We start from the raw sequence: 15,073 nt of genomic DNA, 5'->3' as shown, positions 1-15,073 counted from the left end.
TTTTGCAAAACTACCATTCTGGAGCAACTATGTTGAAAACGTCTTTAGCGTACGCACGTAAAACGGTAGCGCTTGAGTTGGTTATTTCAAGCCGATGCGTGCCCGGATTTTGCGGGCAACGTTCCGTAATCAACCTAAAATAGTTTGCGTCAGTTACGACCAGACAGTCCCCATATCTTTCATCAGGCCATGCTGCTAGTCGGGTCAAATTTGTCGGGACATTATCAGCGAAATCGAACCTCGAATTTGGAAGCTGGTGTTTTTGTAAAAAGGCATCACTAATCCAGCTCTGCAAAGTAGCAATGGTGAGAGCATCAGATTGGTCAGCAGCAGCCTTCAAGTCATCATTGGTCTCGTCATCAGGAAATAAGAGAGTAACATCCACTCCCATATCGACAAGAGCGCTAACTAACGGCTTGAAATCGAGGTCTCCAGTTATGAGCGTACACGATGTAAATAGCCCGCGGCTTGCCATCGAAAGAGCGTCAACCGCGAGCTGAACATCCACCATCTTTTGCTCATTACCTCGCTTGCGGCGATGTCGAGCTTCACCAGTACGAACGTGATATCTTGGTTGCCTGTCAATTTCAGATAATTCCGAATTCTTTGGTACCGCTCGCGCGTTAAATATTGCCTCGTCCTCTCCGGCTTTTGGAACGGGAATGGCATCGTAATAAAAAATCTTACGACAAGAGTCGCCCAAACGCCGCCAATCAAGAGGCGGCCTTGCGCCAGAAAAGTACGTATCGCCTATTTTACTAACGATACGATTTAGGCATTCTCCGTCAATAAACATATATCTGATGTTTATTGTGCTTGGCATTACCATCACAACGCCTCATAGACTTGTGGACTACAGTTTCACGCGGATAGCCTCGAAATCCTTCTCCTGCTCGCATTCAACCATCACGCGAGGTCGGCTTGCGTCGCCTACCGGAAAGGCGAGGGCAAACGGGCCTCCCCATGTGGACGTCACGCTCCCTGGCGCGGGAGCGTCCCTCGGCCGGTGCGGGAGCGGAGCAGCTTGCGCTCGAATTCAGCAAGTCCGCGGACTTCCGTCAACATCAATCAGCTGCGGCGTCGTCGTGTCCGCCCCTTGCAACCCTCGCAGAGCCGGAAGTCACGCAGCACCTGCCTCACCCGCTTTCAGAAACGAAAACTGACAGCATCCCGACAAACCTCACGGCGTCTGCAACAGCTTCGGCGGCATGTTCGTTGGAGATATGCGAGCCCGCGCCGGTCTCGTAATCGGCAATAGCTTTCAGATTGTAGGCGCGCCCGAGAAAGGCGCGGAGGTCGAGGTCGAAGCGCGGATCGTCTTTCACCAAACGCGCGAATTCGCCCTGAACGCTCGAATGCTTCTTGAAAACACGGTCGTGCCTCTCGAAGATCAGTGCTTGCGCGGCATGGAAGCCGGCGAGATAGGCGGTGCGCCCAGCGGCTTCGTTCAAGCTGACGCCCAGCATCGTCTCGGCCTGTCGCAGAAGCTCATTCGCTTTTTCGAGAAAGGCGCCGGTCTGGGGCTTCATAAATCGAGCCCTTCCGCGCGGATTTCATGCATCAAAGGCATGCGCACGTCGTCGTAGGTCGTGGCCGGATAAGGCAAGGCGTGAATGACTCCGCCGGTTTCGTAGAGAATCGCCGTGCCGAGATCGGCGAGCCGGTTCATCTCCACGAAGCGGTCGGGCATGTCGCGCAAGAACACGGCAATGTCGTAATCGGAATCCGGTTGCGCTTCGCCCCGCGCACGGGAGCCGTACAAGACAGCGCGCGCCAGCCGGTCGCCATAGGTCTCGGCAAGCGCGGTGCGAAAGCGCGCGAGGATCGGGTCGGTCGGGCGCGGGGTGGGCATGGGGAAAGAATGCCACAAGCGGGTGATGGTTCACACCAGAAAGCCGCACCAACACTGATTTTCAACTCACCCGCCCCGCTTGACGCCCGCCCCCCATTGCGCGACCCTCTCCTCGCCCGGGGGAGCCTCGCCCGGCCGCTCCGGCGGCCGCAGGAGGCTGAGAGGCCGATGAGCGACAGCGGCTCGGCGACCCTTCGAACCTGATCCAGTTCGCGCTGGCGTAGGGAGGTCGCATGCACCCGATTTTCGAGCCGAAGGGCTCGCGCGCGCCATGCTGATCCGTGTGATCGGCGCCGGCGTCGCCGGCCTTTGCGCCGCCTTCGAGATCGCCCGCGCCGGCCTCGCCCGCAGCGCCGCGGTCGAGATCGTCGAGGCCGCGGCCGCGCCGGGGCTCGGCTGCTCTTTTCACGCCGGCGGCATGATCGCCCCCTGGTGCGAGGCGATCGAGACCGAGCCGCTGGTGGCGAAGCTCGGCGAAGAGGCCCTCGCTTTCTGGACGCAAGACATTCCGGTCGCGACGGTCGCCGGGACCCTGCTCGTCGCCCATGAGCGCGACCGCGGCGAGCTCGCCGATCTCGCCCCGCGCGCCGCGCATTGCGAGCGGCTGGGCCGCGAACGGTTGGCGGCGCTGGAGCCGGCGCTCGCCGACCGCTTCTCGCAGGCGCTCTATTTTGCGCAGGAGGCGCATCTTTCGCCGCGCGCCGCCATGCGCGCGCTGCATGAGCGCCTGTCAGCCATGGAGAATGTGACGCTGCGCTTTTGCGCGCCGGCGACGGCCGAGGCGCCACGCGCCGATTGGACCGTGGATTGTCGCGGCTTTGCCGCGCGCGACGCGCTCGAGGATCTGCGCGGCGTCAAGGGCGAGATGCTGATGCTGCGCAGCGAGGAGATCGAATTGTCGCGGCCGGTGCGGCTGCTGCATCCGCGTCATCCGGTCTATATCGTGCCGCGCGGCTCCGGCCTCTATATGGTCGGCGCGACCATGATCGAGAATGAGGAGCGCTCGCGCGTCACCGCGCGCTCGCTCGTGGAGCTGATCAATTCCGCTTTCGCCATTCACCCCGCCTTCGCCGAGGCCGAAATCGTCGAGACCGGCTCGGATGTGCGGCCGGCTTTTCCCGATAATCTGCCGCGCATTTCGCAACGCGGCAAAATCCTCTATATAAATGGTCTCTATCGTCACGGCTTTCTGCTCGCGCCGGCGCTGGCCCGCCGCGCCGCCCAATTTATTTTCAACGGCCATATTTATCCGGAGGTGATGCATGCGGATCAGGGTGAACGGAGAGTCGATCGAGATCGAAGCGCCGACGCTCGAGAAGCTGCTCGATGAGCTGGGCTATGGCGACAAGACCGTCGCGACGGCCGTCAATCAGAACTTCGTGCGCAACAAGGACCGCGGCGAGACGCTGCTGGTGGAGGAGGACATGGTGGAGATCGTCACGCCGCGGCAGGGTGGGTGAGGCGAGACCGAACCGAATAACGTCACCCATTCTATTCATGAGAGCGAGCCTGAAGGCTCGCGGTCCAGTGACGCGCGCGGACCGCGAGCCTTCAGGCTCGCTCTTCGCTTCCTCATCACCCAGCGGAAAGCTGCTGCTCCTTGACCAATGAAACGGCGTCTCTCCTCCTCTACGACATCCCCGTGGCCTCGCGCTTCCTGCTCGGCACGGCGCGCTATCCCTCGCCCGCCATTCTCGCCGAGGCGATCCGCGCCGCGGGCGCCGAGATCGTCACCGTGTCGTTGCGGCGCGAGGCCGGCGCCTCGCGCGCCGGCGAGAGCTTCTGGTCGCTCATTCGCGAGCTCGGCGTGCGCGTTCTGCCCAACACCGCCGGCTGCCGCACGGCGAAAGAGGCCATCGCCACCGCGCAAATGGCGCGCGAATTATTCGCCACCGATTGGATCAAGCTCGAGGTCATCGGCGAGGAGGACACGCTGCAGCCCGATGTGTTCGGGCTCGTCGACGCGGCGCGCGCGCTCGCCGACGATGGCTTTTCCGTCTTTCCCTACACGACCGAGGATCTCGTCGTCGCCGAGCGGCTGCTCGACGCCGGCTGCCGCGTGCTGATGCCCTGGGCGGCGCCGATCGGCTCGGGCCGCGGCATCAATAACCTCTTCGGCTTACGCGCCTTGCGCGCCCATTTCCCCGATGTGCCGCTGATCGTCGACGCCGGCCTCGGCGCGCCGTCGCAGGCTGCCGCGGTGATGGAGCTCGGCTTCGACGCGGCGCTGCTCAACACCGCTGTTTCGCGCGCGCGCGATCCGGTGGAAATGGCGCGCGCTTTCGCGCTGGCCATCGACGCCGGCCGCGCGGCGCATGTCGCCGGGCTGATGACGCCGCGCGACATGGCCGAGCCGTCGACGCCGGTGCTCGGCCGCGCTTTCGACGAGGGGCGCAAGTGACGCTCGATCCGTTCTATCTCATCGTCGACGACGCCTCCTGGCTGGAGCGCCTGCTGCCGCAAGGCGTCCGCCTCGTGCAATTGCGCGTGAAGGACCGCGAGGAGAGCGAGCTGCGCGCGCAAATCGCGCGGGCGCGCGATCTCTGCGCGGCGCATGGCGCACAGCTCGTCGTCAATGATCATTGGCGCCTCGCCATCGATCTTTCCTGCGACTACGTCCATCTCGGCCAGAGCGATCTCGACGCCGCAGACATCGACGCGCTGCGCGCCCATGGCGTCAGGCTCGGCGTCAGCACGCATGACGACGCCGAGCTCGAGCGCGCATTGTCGCTCGCGCCCGATTATGTCGCGCTCGGGCCGATCTATCCGACGCTGCTGAAGCAAATGGCCTTCGCGCCGCAGGGGCTGGAGCGCATCGGCGAATGGAAGCGCCGCATCGGCGCCGTTCCGCTCGTCGCCATCGGCGGACTGACGCCGGAGCGCGCCCGTGCGGCGCTCGCCGCGGGCGCAGACAGCGCCTGCGTCGTCACCGATATTTTGCGCGCGCAGGACCCGGAGGGGCGGACGCGCGAATGGATCGCGGCGACGCGGGCGTAGGGCGAGCCTCGATCTCGAGGCCAGCGCAGCGATGCTGGGGCCGTCTTTGCGAGCGAAGCGAAGCAATCGAGAGCCGCGGGGCGGCCCCTCTATTGCTTCGTCGCTTCACTCCTCGCAATGACGCCGTCCCAATCGTCGCTGCGCGCTCCTTTGCGCCTACCGCTCGACGATGCGCGAGGGCGTGCGCATCGTCACCAGCTCCTCGGCGAGCGAAGGATGCAGCGCCATGGTCTGATCGAAGTCGCTCTTGCGCGCGCCAAGGCGCAATGCGATCGCCAGCAATTGCGCCATCTCGCCGGCCTCGGGCCCGAGAATATGCACGCCCAGAACCCGGTCGCTCTCGCCGTCGACCAAGATCTTCATGAACACTTTTTCCGCGCTCTTCGACAGGGTCGCGCGCATTGGGCGGAAGCTCGTCTCATAGACGAGGAGGCGCTTCGTCTGCGCGCCCGCCTCCGCCTCGGTGAGGCCGACCGTGCCGATCTCCGGCGTCGTGAACACGGCGGTCGGCACCAGCGCATGATCGACCGCGACATCGAGCCCGCCGAATGCCGTATCGGCGAAGGCGTGCCCCTCGCGAATCGCCACCGGCGTCAGATTGAGCCGATCGGTGACGTCGCCGACCGCATAAATGGAGGGAACGCTGCTGCGCGAATAAGCGTCGACCACGATCGCGCCATTCTCCTTCAGCGCGACGCCCGCCGCTTCGAGGCCGAGCCCCTGCGTCAATGGCGCGCGGCCGGTCGCGACCAGCACGGCGTCGACCTCGAGAGTCTTGCCGTCATCCATGGCGACGGCGAGGCAGTCCGCCCGCTTCTCGATGCGCGTCGGCAGCGCGCCGGCGTGCAATTCGACCCCGGCCGCGACGAGCCCGTCGCGCAGCAGCCGGCGCAAATCCTCGTCGAAGCCGCGCAGCGGCAGATCGGAGCGCATCGCAAGATGCGTCTGCGCGCCGAGTCGCACGAACACGCTCGCGAATTCGACGCCGATATAGCCGCCGCCGATCACCAGCAGGCGCCGCGGAAACTCGGCGAGATCGAAGATCTCATTGGAGGAGATCGCATGCTCGATCCCCGGTATTTGCGGATGCACGGTGGGCGCGCCGCCGGTGGCGACGAGAATATAGCGCGTCGTGACCCGGCGGCCGTCGGCGAAGGCGACCGCATTCGGCCCGGCGACGACGCCGCGCTGGCGAATGATCTCGACGCCGGATTTGTCGAGATTTTGCGCATAGAGGCCGGAGAGGCGGGTGATCTCCGCCTCCTTGGCGGAAACGAGCGTCCTCCAGTCGAAGCGCGTCTCGCCGACCGTCCAGCCGAAGCCCGCGGCATCGGCGAAGTCGTCGTGGAAGCGGCTCGCCATCACATAGAGCTTCTTCGGCACGCAGCCGCGGATCACGCAAGTGCCGCCGATGCGGAACTCCTCGGCGACGGCGACCTTGGCGCCATGGCCGGCGGCGATGCGCGCCGCGCGCACGCCGCCCGAGCCTGCGCCCAGAACGACGAGATCAAAATCATATTCCGTCATGTCGAACCCCGATCTCGGGCCCGCCGGCGCTCACTGGACCGCGAGCCTCCAGGCTCGCTCGACCCGGCCCGGACGCCTAGAGCTCGTGGCCCTTCTTGCGCATCTCTTCGCGCACGCGCGCCATCATGTCGACGGAAATCTTCTGCGACCACGCCTGCATGGCGACGAACATGTCGTTCATCAAAAAGGGCTGCGAGCCCACATATTTGCGCCCCGACGGGCTCTTGAAGAAGGCGGAGACGTCCTCGAGCTCCTTTTGCGTCAGCCGCTGCGCGTAGAGATGCGCGGCGCTGTCGATCATCTCGTCGACCTTCTTGTCGAAATCCGGCCGGATCTCGGCGAGCACCAGATTGAGGTCGGCGACGAGCTCCGGCCGCGTGCGTGTGACCGAGAGCGCGATCTGCTCGAGATATTGCGGAATGATCAGCTGGAAAGAGGAGGAGATGCCGGAATCGAGGATGACGGCGCGGGCGAGCGCGATCTGCGCCGGGGTCGCTGCGAGCGGCGCGGCGGAGGAGGAGACGGGCGGCGCGACCGCGGCGGCGGGCGATGCGGGCGGGCGCTTCTCGGCGCCGTGAGCCAGAGGAGTCGCGAGAAGGAAAAGAAAAGCCGCGCGCAAGAACACCTATGACGTCTCCATGCCGAAGAAGAAAAAACGCCTGCCGGCGTCAATCGAGCCGGCCGAGACTCTCCACGCCGCCCGGGCCGGCGACGACCACCGCCGTCGCGAGCCCGAGAAACAGCCCATGCTCGACGACGCCGGGAATGGCTGCGAGCCGGTCGGCCAGGGCCTCGGGGGCGGGGATCGCGCCGAAAGCGCAGTCGAGCACGAGATGCCCGCCGTCGGTGACGAAAACATGGCCGTCGGGCCGCGATCGCAGCCGGACCTCGCCAGAAAGGCCGAGCGCGGCGGCGGCGCGCTCGACATGGCCGCGCGTGGCGCGGGCGCCGAAAGCGTCGATCTCCACCGGCAGCGGAAAGGCGCCGAGCGTTTCGACCCGCTTCGTCGCATCGGCGACGACGATGAAGCGGCGCGACGCCGCGGCGACGATTTTTTCCCGCAGTAGCGCGCCGCCGCCGCCCTTGACGAGGCGCAAGGAGGAATCGAACTCGTCGGCGCCGTCGACCGTCAAATCCAGCTCCGGCGCCTCGTCGAGCGTCGCCAGCGGAATGGCCAGCGCCTCCGCCTGCGCCCGCGTGCGCTCGGAGGTGGGCACGCAAAGGATGTCGAGCCCCTCGCGCACGCGCTCGCCGAGCAAAGCGACGAAATGGGCGGCGGTGGAGCCGGTGCCGAGCCCGAGCCGCATGCCGGGCGCGACCGCGGCCAGCGCCGCGGCGGCCGCGCGCTTCTTCATGTCATCGGCGGCGTCGACCGGCATGGCGGCTCTCCTGATGCGTGGCGGCGCAAGGGCGATAGTCGGTTCGGCGGCGTAAATCAATGGCGGCGCAGGCCGGCTTCGTCGCTGCGCTCGCGAAGACGGCCCAATGAAGAAACATGACACTCGCATTCGCGCGCGTCCGCCTCATTTTAGCTTTCGACGAACCCCTCGCTGCGAAGCCGGAGCCGATGATGAGCAGCACAGCCGATTGTTTCAGCCGATCCTATGACGAAGCGCGCCACAAATTTCGAGCCGCCGCCGAGGCGGCCGGCGCCGCGCTCGATGTGTTCGAGCATCCGGGTCGAGGGCCCGAGGGCGAGGTCTTGACCACGGATGTCGCTTGGCTCGGCCCTCCGGACGCCGATCGCGCGCTGGTGCTGATGTCCGGCACACATGGGGTGGAGGGCTATTGCGGCTCCGGCGCGCAGATCGACTTTCTGCGGCGCGGCGAAACGCCGGGCGTCGGCGTCCTGCTCATCCACGCCATCAACCCCTGGGGCTTCGCCTGGACGCGGCGCGTCAACGAGGACAATATCGATCTCAATCGCAATTGGGTCGATTTCGCTACGCCGCCTGCGTCCAATCCGGGCTATTCGGAACTCGCCGAGGATCTCTGCCCGTCGCTGTGGACGCCGGAGACGCAGCAAGCCACGACCGAGCGACTGCTGGCGTGGCGAGCGGCCAAGGGAGAGCGCGCCTTTCAAAAGGCTGTCAGCATCGGTCAATACACGCATCCGCTCGGCCTGTTCTATGGCGGAACGGGGCCGAGCTGGTCGCGGCGCACGCAGGCGGCCATCCTCGCAAAATATCTCGCCGCGGCCCGCCGCGTCGCCGTCATCGATTATCACACCGGCCTCGGGCCGGAGGGCTATGCCGAACTCATTCTCTGCGCGCCTCCCGGCAGCGCGGAATTCGCCCGCGCCGCCAGCTGGTATGGCGCCGCCGTCACCTCGACCAAGGGCGCCGAGGCGACGGATGCGGCGCAATCGGCGTCGGAGGATGTGATGGGCGACAATCTGGTCGGCTCCGCGCAGCTTCTTCCCGGCGCCGAATTCACCGGCGTCGCCTTCGAGGTCGGCACGGCGCCGCTTTTCGAGGTTCTGCAGGCCCTGCGCGCCGACGCCTGGCTGCATGCCCATGGCGATCCGCGGTCCGACGAGGGGAGACGGATCGAGGATCGGATGCGGGCGGCCTTCTACAAGGAGACGGATTTCTGGAAAGGAATGGTCGCCGGCCAGTCGCTGGCCGCCATCCGCCGGGCGATTGCCGGCTTGACGCGTTAGGAATTGTGTCGGCCGAAACGAAGATGTTTCGAAGAGCGAGCCTGAAGGCTCGTGATCCAGAGGGCCGGGCTTGGACCGCGAGCCTTCAGGCTCGCTCTTCGGGGATTTCAGATGACGAGAGGGATTTCAGCATGATCGTCGAACAATCGGTCGGCCCGGTTCTGGAAGTGGCGCGGCTCGATGTGAGGCCGGGACAGGAGGCCGCGTTCGAGCGCGCGATCAGCGCGGCCCGTCCCCTCATCGCAGCGACGCCCGGCTTCGTCTCGATCGAGATCCGCAGATGTTTCGAAACGCCGTCACGCTATCTGCTTCTCGTCGCCTGGGAGCGGCTCGAGGATCACATGATCGGTTTTCGGCAATCGGATCGATACGCCGAGTGGAAGGCCTTGCTCCACCATTTCTACGATCCGTTTCCGGTCGTCGAGCACTATGCGGCCGCTCAAGATCTCGACGCCGGCGACTCGGCTCGAATGTGAGCGTTCGCCTCACTTCGCCGGCGGCGTGCACACCACCGAGCTCTCATTGAGCACGAAGCAGATGGACATCAGCCCGCTGCGCAGATCCACGCGGAACACGCCGCCCTCGCCGGTGTGGCGCGAGGCGATCAGCGCATATTCGCTGAAGGGACCGGCCTTCGCCCCCTCGCCCGGCGGATAGCAGAGCGTCACGCCGACCGCGGCGTTTTCCTTTAGCCCATATTGGCAGGCGCCGACCTCGCCGCTGGCCCGGTCGAGCCGGAACACACGGTTGAGATCGGTCTGCGGCGCGGCCAAAAACTCGTAATTGCCGGCCTGCGCGACGCCGGGCGCGGCGAGACAGACGAGGCCGAGGATGGGGAGACGAAAGGTCTGGCGCAAGGTTAAACTCCACCGGCGAATCACCTGCCGCAGTCTACACGCCGATGCGTCATTCGCGAGGCGCCGGCGGCATTGGAGCGATTTCCGATCGAACGGAAAGCGCTCGAACGAAAAAACTGGACCGAGGGGCTCATGAACGGCGCGCCGATCCTGGTGTTCGATCTCGACGGCACGCTGGCCGACACGGCCGGCGACCTCATCGGTACGCTCGGCGTCCTGCTGCGGCAGGACGGCCATCCGCCGCTCCCCGCCACGGCGGCGCGCGCGCTGGTCGGCGCCGGCGCCCGCGCGCTGATCCAGCGCGGCTATGCGGCGAATGGCGCCGAGCTCGCGCCCGAGCGGCTCGAGTTGCTGTTCCACCTGTTCCTCGCGCTCTATCGCGAGCGGATCGCGCTGGAGACGCGGCTCTTTCCGGGCGTCGAGGCGGCGCTCGAGCGTTTCGCCTGCGCCGGCTGGCGCCTCGCCGTCTGCACCAACAAGCCGGAGGAGTTGTCGATTCTGCTGCTCGAGCGGCTCGGCGTCGCGCAGCGATTTTCGGCGATCTGCGGCCGCGACAGCTTCCCCTTCCACAAGCCCGATCCGCGCGCGCTGACCGAGACCATTCTCCGCGCCGGCGGCGACTCCGCGCGCGCCGTGATGGTCGGGGATTCTCAGACCGATATCGACACGGCGAAAGCCGCCGGCGTGCCGGTCGTCGCCGTCGATTTCGGCTATACGCAGACGCCGGTGGCGGATTTTCGTCCCGACCGGGTGATCTCGCATTTCGACGATCTCTGGGAGCAGGTCGCCTCCCTCGCCGCGCCCGCCGTCGTCCGATAGGTCGGCCTCAGGCGGCGTCGACCGTCTCCCGCTCGCCCTGCGTCGCCGCGGCGATCGTCTCCAGATACCAGCGATAGGTCGCGGCGAGCCCGTTCTCGAGCGAGATCTCCGGCGCCCAGCCGAGCGCGCGGATGCGGCTCGAATCCATTATCTTGCGCGGCGTGCCGTCCGGCTTCGTGGTGTCGAAGACGAGGCGGCCGTCGAAGCCGACGACCCGCGCCATGGTCTCGGCGATCTCGCGGATCGCCACCTCGGAGCCGGCGCCGCAATTGATGTGCGGATAGTCGTCGTAATGGTCGAGGCAATGGACGACGCCGCGCGCGAGATCGTCGACATGCAGGAACTCCCGCAGCGGCGTCCCCGTGCCCCACACCACCACCTCGCGGGCGCGCGACAGCTTCGCCTCGTGCAGCTTGCGCATCAGCGCCGGCAGCACATGGCTGGTCTCGAGATCGAAATTATCGTTGGGCCCATAGAGATTGCAGGGCATCACGGAAATATAGCGGCGACCGTGCTGGCGCCGATAGGCCTGGCAGGTCATGATGCCGGCGATCTTGGCGATCGCATACCATTCATTGGTCGGCTCCAGCGCGCCGGTGAGCAGCGAGTCCTCGCGGATCGGCTGCTCGGCGAATTTGGGATAGATGCAGGAGGAGCCGAGAAACACGAGGCGCTCGACGCCGGCCTTGTGCGCGCCATGGATCACATTGCTCTGGATCGTCAGATTGTCATAAATGAAATCGGCCGGATAACGGCTGTTGGCGAGAATGCCGCCGACCTTGGCGGCCGCGAACAGGATCGCCGTCGGCTGGCTGGCGCGCAGCCAGAACTCGACCTCCGGCTGGCTGCGCAAATCGAGAATGGAGCGATCCACGGTGATGACATTGCGTCCCTGCGCGCGCAGGAGGCGCGTCAGCGCGGAGCCGACCATGCCGCGATGCCCGGCGACCCAGATCCGTTCTTCTCTCATCGAAAACCTCTCGCCGATCGCGACATGATCGCTTCTCTGCAAATGCATTGTCTGTGACTTACGTATCCTGGATCAGCAGTTCCCATCGATCGAGCGCATATCGGCGCGCGAGACGGGAATCGAGAAGCTTTCTGGCGTTCGCGCCGATGCGCTCTGCTCTGGCGGCGTCGCGCTTGTACTCGAGGATGGCCTCGGCGAGCCGGCGGTCGTCGCCTTCTGCGACGACGGCGCCGCAATCGTTCTCGGCGATCAGCGAGGCGAGCTCGCCCTGCGGATCGCCGATCGCGATGACGCCGCGTCCGGCCGCGGCGACGCCGTAGAATTTGCTCGGCACGATCAGCCCCTCCATGGCGGGGCGCAGCGAAATCCAGTGAATGTCCGGCAGCGCCAGCGACATCGGCAGCAGCGCCTCGTCCTGATAGGGGCGGAACATGAACATCGCCCCGAGCCCTCGCGCCGCGACCTCGGCCTCGAGATCGCGGGCGAGACGGCCGCCGCCGATGAGCAGGAACAGGAGATCGGCCTCGCCGCGCAGCCGCTCGGCGGCGTCGAGCACGGTGAGATAATCATGGGCGCGGCCGAGATTGCCGGAATAGCCGACGACGAACGTGTCGGCGAGGCCCCAGGCGCGGCGCAGCGGATTGTCGCGCCGCGCCCGCGGGGTGATGGCCTCGTCGTCGCACCAGTTGGGAATGATCTCTATGCGCTCCTCGGCGAGGCCGAGGGCGCGCAGCCGCGCGCCCATGCGCTCGCCGATGGCGACATTGCGCACGGCGCAGGCGAGGCTGTGGTCGCGCGCGGCGCGCAGCAGCGGCGCGGCAGGCGAGAGCGCGCGCATGCCGAGGCCGAGCGCCACCTCCGGATAAAGGTCCTGCAGCCAATTGACGAGGCGGGCGCCGCGCGCGCGCGCGACCGGGGCCAGGGCGGCGGAGAGCATGGGCGGATCGGTCTTGACGACGACATGATCGCCCGGCCGCGCGAGGCGCGCCACGGCGGCGGCGAAGCTGCGATACATTGCGAGGCAATCGAAGGCGCGGCCGGGAAGCGAGTGCCGGCCGAAGCGCGGCGCGCAGGTCCGATGCACGGCGACGCCGCGAATGGTCTCGACGGGCGCGAGCCGCGCGTCGGGATCGTCATAGAGCCCGCGGCTGGCGACGACGCTCACATTCATGCCGCGGCCGGCGAGATGAAAGGCGAGATCGGAGAGCATGCGGCTGGTCGCGGACTGGTCGGGCGCGAAGAACCGATTGACGAAGATGACGCTCTGCGCGGCGGTCATGGCGCGGCCTCGAGACGCGCGCCGGCCGCCGCCGACGGCGCATGCTGCCGGCGCATGGAAATTCCCTTTTGCGAAAAGGCGTTGTGAAAAGTCCTCAGCGCCGCCACTCTGCGCGCGGGGGCGCGGCGGCGAAAGCTGTGGGAGGCGCGATCAGGGCAAGTCCGGACGAACGCGGAAATCCGGGCCTTTTCCGACGCCTCGCGGGCGCGTATAGAAGCCGAGCGCGAGACAGCCGCGAGCGCGAGACCGCTCGCGGCCGCAGGGGCCGGTTTAGCTCAGCTGGTAGAGCAACTGATTTGTAATCAGTAGGTCGCGGGTTCGAATCCTGCAACCGGCACCAATAAAATCAATATCTTGTGAGCCTTTGGAAGGGTCGAGCAGCCAACGAGATTTATTTTTAGAAGCCGTTTAGAAGCCGGCGAGGATCGGGCCTTCCGGGGTGAATGATCTGCCCGAGCGGGCCTCCGTCAGGCGTCTCTCCTTTTTCCAGGCGACGCACCACGGCGTGGGCAAACAGTCGACGGAATGCAAAAGCAATCCGTCTCGAGTCGGCGCTCCCCATGCTCGAAGGCGAGGCGCTTTGCCGTTCCCGCAGCCCCAGAATCTCACTTGCGTATGATGGCTCCCGCGCTACGCGCTTCGGTTCCTCCAACACGAGCGCGCTAGCCATCGATGTGCAAAGAAGAGCCCGCGTGCGATTGGGCGAGCGCGGCGCGGGCGGTGGCCACTGCGCGGTCCACATCGCTCTCGCTCGTGCGCCAGTTCACGACGCTGACGCGCATGGCGCGGCGACCGCGCCATGTCGTGCCGGAAAAGAAGGCTTCGCCTATGGCGTTGATTTTTTCGATGATTTCGTCCGTGAAGGCGTCGTTCTCTTCGGGCGTGTCGCCAATGCGGTTGAAGCGCACGAGGCCCTGGTTCAAGCTCGCCGGAGACAGCACCTCCACTCCGGCGAGGGCGCCGAGCCCGTCCACCAGCGCCTCGCAATGCGCGCAGCAGCGATCGATCAGGGCTTCGACCCCCTCGCGTCCCAATTCCTTCAGCGCCGCATAGACGGGGACGCCGCGTGCGCGCCGTGACCATTCGGGATTCCAGTCGATCTGATCGCGTGCGTCCGATTGCGCCGCGATATAGGCGGCGCTGGTCGTCATCGTGGCGCGATGGGCCGCGCGATCTCTGACGATCGCGATCCCGCAGTCGAAAGGGACATTGAGCCATTTGTGGCCGTCGGTCGCCCAGCTATCGGCCAGCTCCACGCCCGACAAGCGATGGCGATGCGCGCGGCTCGCGCGTGCAAATAGCCCGAAGGCTCCGTCGATATGGACCCAGAGCCCCGCCGAATGCGCCATCGGAATGAGCTCGGCGAATCGATCGCAGGCGCCGATGTTGAGGTCGGCCGCATTCAAGACGAGGATCGCCGGACCGGTCGAGCGCGATATCGCCTGTTCCAACGCCGTCGGCGCGATCCTTCCCGAATCGTCGGTCGCGAGCGGCTGGATCGCCCGGCGGCCGAAGCCGAGAAAGCGCGCCGCGCGATCGATCGAGCCATGTCTTTCCTCACTCGCCAGAATGGTCAAACGAGGTGCGCCGAAGAGTCCGTCCTGCTCCACGTCCCATTCGGCGCGCTTCAGCAGCGCATGGCGCGCAGCGGCGAGGCAGGTCGTATGCGCGAGCTGACAACCGGTCGTGAAGGCGAAGGAGGATTCGCCCGGCAGATCCAGTAATTCCTTGATCCATGCGCCGGCTACGTCCTCGATGACCGAGGCGGCCGGGCTGCAGGCGTAGAGCGCCGCATTCTGGTCCCATGTCGAGACCAACCAATCCGCGGCCAGCGCGGACTCCACGCCGCCCCCGATGACCCAAGCGAAAAAGCGGCCGCCGGCGCTGCCGAGCATTCCGTCGCCGGCATGACGCGTCAACCATTCGACGACCTCTTCCGAACGTGTTCCGAGCTCCGGCAGCGGTCCGCCGAAGATCGCGGCGAGGTCGTCGAGCGTCGCGCGCGCCGCTGTCGGCCGCTCGTCGAGGCCATCGATCCACGCGGTCGCGGCGCGGTAAGCGCGGTCCAGAGCTTTGCTCATGTGTTGCGGTCTCTCGTGAGCGTGTCGGT

17 protein-coding genes, 1 tRNA gene and 1 riboswitch are annotated in these 15,073 nt (G+C 66.1%); of the genes, 8 read left to right on the top strand and 10 right to left on the bottom strand.

What is annotated here, in order from left to right:
• Nucleotides 1–10 precede the first annotated feature (10 nt).
• The 3 genes from CQW49_RS14320 to CQW49_RS14310 form a co-directional block, all read right to left on the bottom strand.
• Nucleotides 11–829, bottom strand: coding sequence for an NYN domain-containing protein (locus CQW49_RS14320; RefSeq protein WP_003611909.1), 819 nt, complete (start codon nucleotides 827–829; stop codon nucleotides 11–13).
• Nucleotides 830–1,136: 307 nt separating this feature from the next.
• On the bottom strand, nucleotides 1,137–1,529 hold the full coding sequence (locus CQW49_RS14315; RefSeq protein WP_003611911.1) for a HEPN domain-containing protein: 393 nt from the start codon (nucleotides 1,527–1,529) through the stop codon (nucleotides 1,137–1,139).
• Nucleotides 1,526–1,852 (bottom strand): nucleotidyltransferase domain-containing protein, encoded by a 327-nt coding sequence (locus CQW49_RS14310; protein ID WP_003611912.1) that lies wholly within the window; start codon nucleotides 1,850–1,852, stop codon nucleotides 1,526–1,528. The genes CQW49_RS14315 and CQW49_RS14310 overlap by 4 nt, the downstream gene beginning before the upstream one ends.
• 108 nt (nucleotides 1,853–1,960) lie before the next feature.
• A riboswitch (TPP riboswitch) is annotated at nucleotides 1,961–2,096 on the top strand.
• A 27-nt stretch (nucleotides 2,097–2,123) separates the two neighbouring features.
• Between CQW49_RS14310 and CQW49_RS14305 the strand changes: the two genes are divergently transcribed.
• The 4 genes from CQW49_RS14305 (at nucleotide 2,124) to CQW49_RS14290 (ending at nucleotide 4,849) form a co-directional block, all read left to right on the top strand.
• Nucleotides 2,124–3,182: an FAD-dependent oxidoreductase gene (locus tag CQW49_RS14305; protein ID WP_003611913.1), complete on the top strand. Its 1,059-nt coding sequence runs from the start codon at nucleotides 2,124–2,126 to the stop codon at nucleotides 3,180–3,182.
• Nucleotides 3,127–3,312, top strand: coding sequence for a sulfur carrier protein ThiS (gene thiS / locus CQW49_RS14300; RefSeq protein ID WP_003611914.1), 186 nt, complete (start codon nucleotides 3,127–3,129; stop codon nucleotides 3,310–3,312). The genes CQW49_RS14305 and thiS overlap by 56 nt, the downstream gene beginning before the upstream one ends.
• Before the next feature lie 140 nt (nucleotides 3,313–3,452).
• Nucleotides 3,453–4,253 (top strand): thiazole synthase, encoded by an 801-nt coding sequence (locus CQW49_RS14295; RefSeq protein WP_003611915.1) that lies wholly within the window; start codon nucleotides 3,453–3,455, stop codon nucleotides 4,251–4,253.
• Entirely contained in the window at nucleotides 4,250–4,849 is a 600-nt protein-coding gene (locus CQW49_RS14290; protein WP_003611916.1) for a thiamine phosphate synthase, read from the top strand. The genes CQW49_RS14295 and CQW49_RS14290 overlap by 4 nt, the downstream gene beginning before the upstream one ends.
• 156 nt (nucleotides 4,850–5,005) lie before the next feature.
• On the opposite strand, the gene gor is transcribed toward CQW49_RS14290, so the two are convergent.
• From gor to rpiA, 3 genes are all read right to left on the bottom strand, one after another.
• Entirely contained in the window at nucleotides 5,006–6,376 is a 1,371-nt protein-coding gene (gene gor / locus CQW49_RS14285; RefSeq protein ID WP_003611917.1) for a glutathione-disulfide reductase, read from the bottom strand.
• A 76-nt stretch (nucleotides 6,377–6,452) separates the two neighbouring features.
• Nucleotides 6,453–7,001: a DUF2059 domain-containing protein gene (locus tag CQW49_RS14280; protein WP_003611918.1), complete on the bottom strand. Its 549-nt coding sequence runs from the start codon at nucleotides 6,999–7,001 to the stop codon at nucleotides 6,453–6,455.
• Nucleotides 7,002–7,044: 43 nt separating this feature from the next.
• Nucleotides 7,045–7,755: a ribose-5-phosphate isomerase RpiA gene (rpiA, locus tag CQW49_RS14275; RefSeq protein WP_003611920.1), complete on the bottom strand. Its 711-nt coding sequence runs from the start codon at nucleotides 7,753–7,755 to the stop codon at nucleotides 7,045–7,047.
• A gap of 188 nt (nucleotides 7,756–7,943) precedes the next feature.
• Here rpiA and CQW49_RS14270 point away from each other — a divergent pair, with 188 nt between their 5' ends.
• Together CQW49_RS14270 and CQW49_RS14265 are read left to right on the top strand one after the other, a co-directional pair.
• A complete protein-coding gene (locus CQW49_RS14270) occupies nucleotides 7,944–9,038 on the top strand; it encodes a M14 family metallopeptidase (protein ID WP_197507797.1) in 1,095 nt (364 codons plus the stop codon).
• Nucleotides 9,039–9,169: 131 nt separating this feature from the next.
• Entirely contained in the window at nucleotides 9,170–9,514 is a 345-nt protein-coding gene (locus tag CQW49_RS14265; RefSeq protein ID WP_003611924.1) for an antibiotic biosynthesis monooxygenase family protein, read from the top strand.
• A 9-nt stretch (nucleotides 9,515–9,523) separates the two neighbouring features.
• On the opposite strand, the gene CQW49_RS14260 is transcribed toward CQW49_RS14265, so the two are convergent.
• On the bottom strand, nucleotides 9,524–9,895 hold the full coding sequence (locus tag CQW49_RS14260) for a hypothetical protein (RefSeq protein WP_003611926.1): 372 nt from the start codon (nucleotides 9,893–9,895) through the stop codon (nucleotides 9,524–9,526).
• Between the two features lie 132 nt (nucleotides 9,896–10,027).
• Here CQW49_RS14260 and CQW49_RS14255 point away from each other — a divergent pair, with 132 nt between their 5' ends.
• On the top strand, nucleotides 10,028–10,714 hold the full coding sequence (locus CQW49_RS14255) for an HAD-IA family hydrolase (protein ID WP_003611928.1): 687 nt from the start codon (nucleotides 10,028–10,030) through the stop codon (nucleotides 10,712–10,714).
• A gap of 7 nt (nucleotides 10,715–10,721) precedes the next feature.
• Here CQW49_RS14255 and fcl read toward each other — a convergent pair whose 3' ends face one another.
• The gene (gene fcl / locus CQW49_RS14250; RefSeq protein ID WP_003611929.1) at nucleotides 10,722–11,684 is read right to left on the bottom strand and encodes a GDP-L-fucose synthase; all 963 of its coding nucleotides are present in this window, start codon (nucleotides 11,682–11,684) and stop codon (nucleotides 10,722–10,724) included.
• 58 nt (nucleotides 11,685–11,742) lie between these two features.
• Nucleotides 11,743–12,963 (bottom strand): glycosyltransferase family 4 protein, encoded by a 1,221-nt coding sequence (locus tag CQW49_RS14245; RefSeq protein WP_003611930.1) that lies wholly within the window; start codon nucleotides 12,961–12,963, stop codon nucleotides 11,743–11,745.
• A 264-nt stretch (nucleotides 12,964–13,227) separates the two neighbouring features.
• Here CQW49_RS14245 and CQW49_RS14240 point away from each other — a divergent pair.
• Nucleotides 13,228–13,303 (top strand) — tRNA-Thr (locus CQW49_RS14240).
• Nucleotides 13,304–13,625: 322 nt separating this feature from the next.
• Here CQW49_RS14240 and CQW49_RS14235 read toward each other — a convergent pair.
• Nucleotides 13,626–15,044 carry a pyridoxal phosphate-dependent decarboxylase family protein gene (locus CQW49_RS14235; RefSeq protein ID WP_003611931.1) on the bottom strand — a complete coding sequence of 473 codons (1,419 nt, stop codon included), beginning with the start codon at nucleotides 15,042–15,044 and terminating at the stop codon, nucleotides 13,626–13,628.
• Between the last annotated feature and the right edge of the window lie 29 nt (nucleotides 15,045–15,073).

The sequence above is a fragment of the Methylosinus trichosporium OB3b genome (assembly GCF_002752655.1).
GTDB lineage: Bacteria > Pseudomonadota > Alphaproteobacteria > Rhizobiales > Beijerinckiaceae > Methylosinus > Methylosinus trichosporium.
Note: the sequence above shows the minus strand (reverse complement) of the source record. Positions and strands in the feature narration are given on the sequence as shown.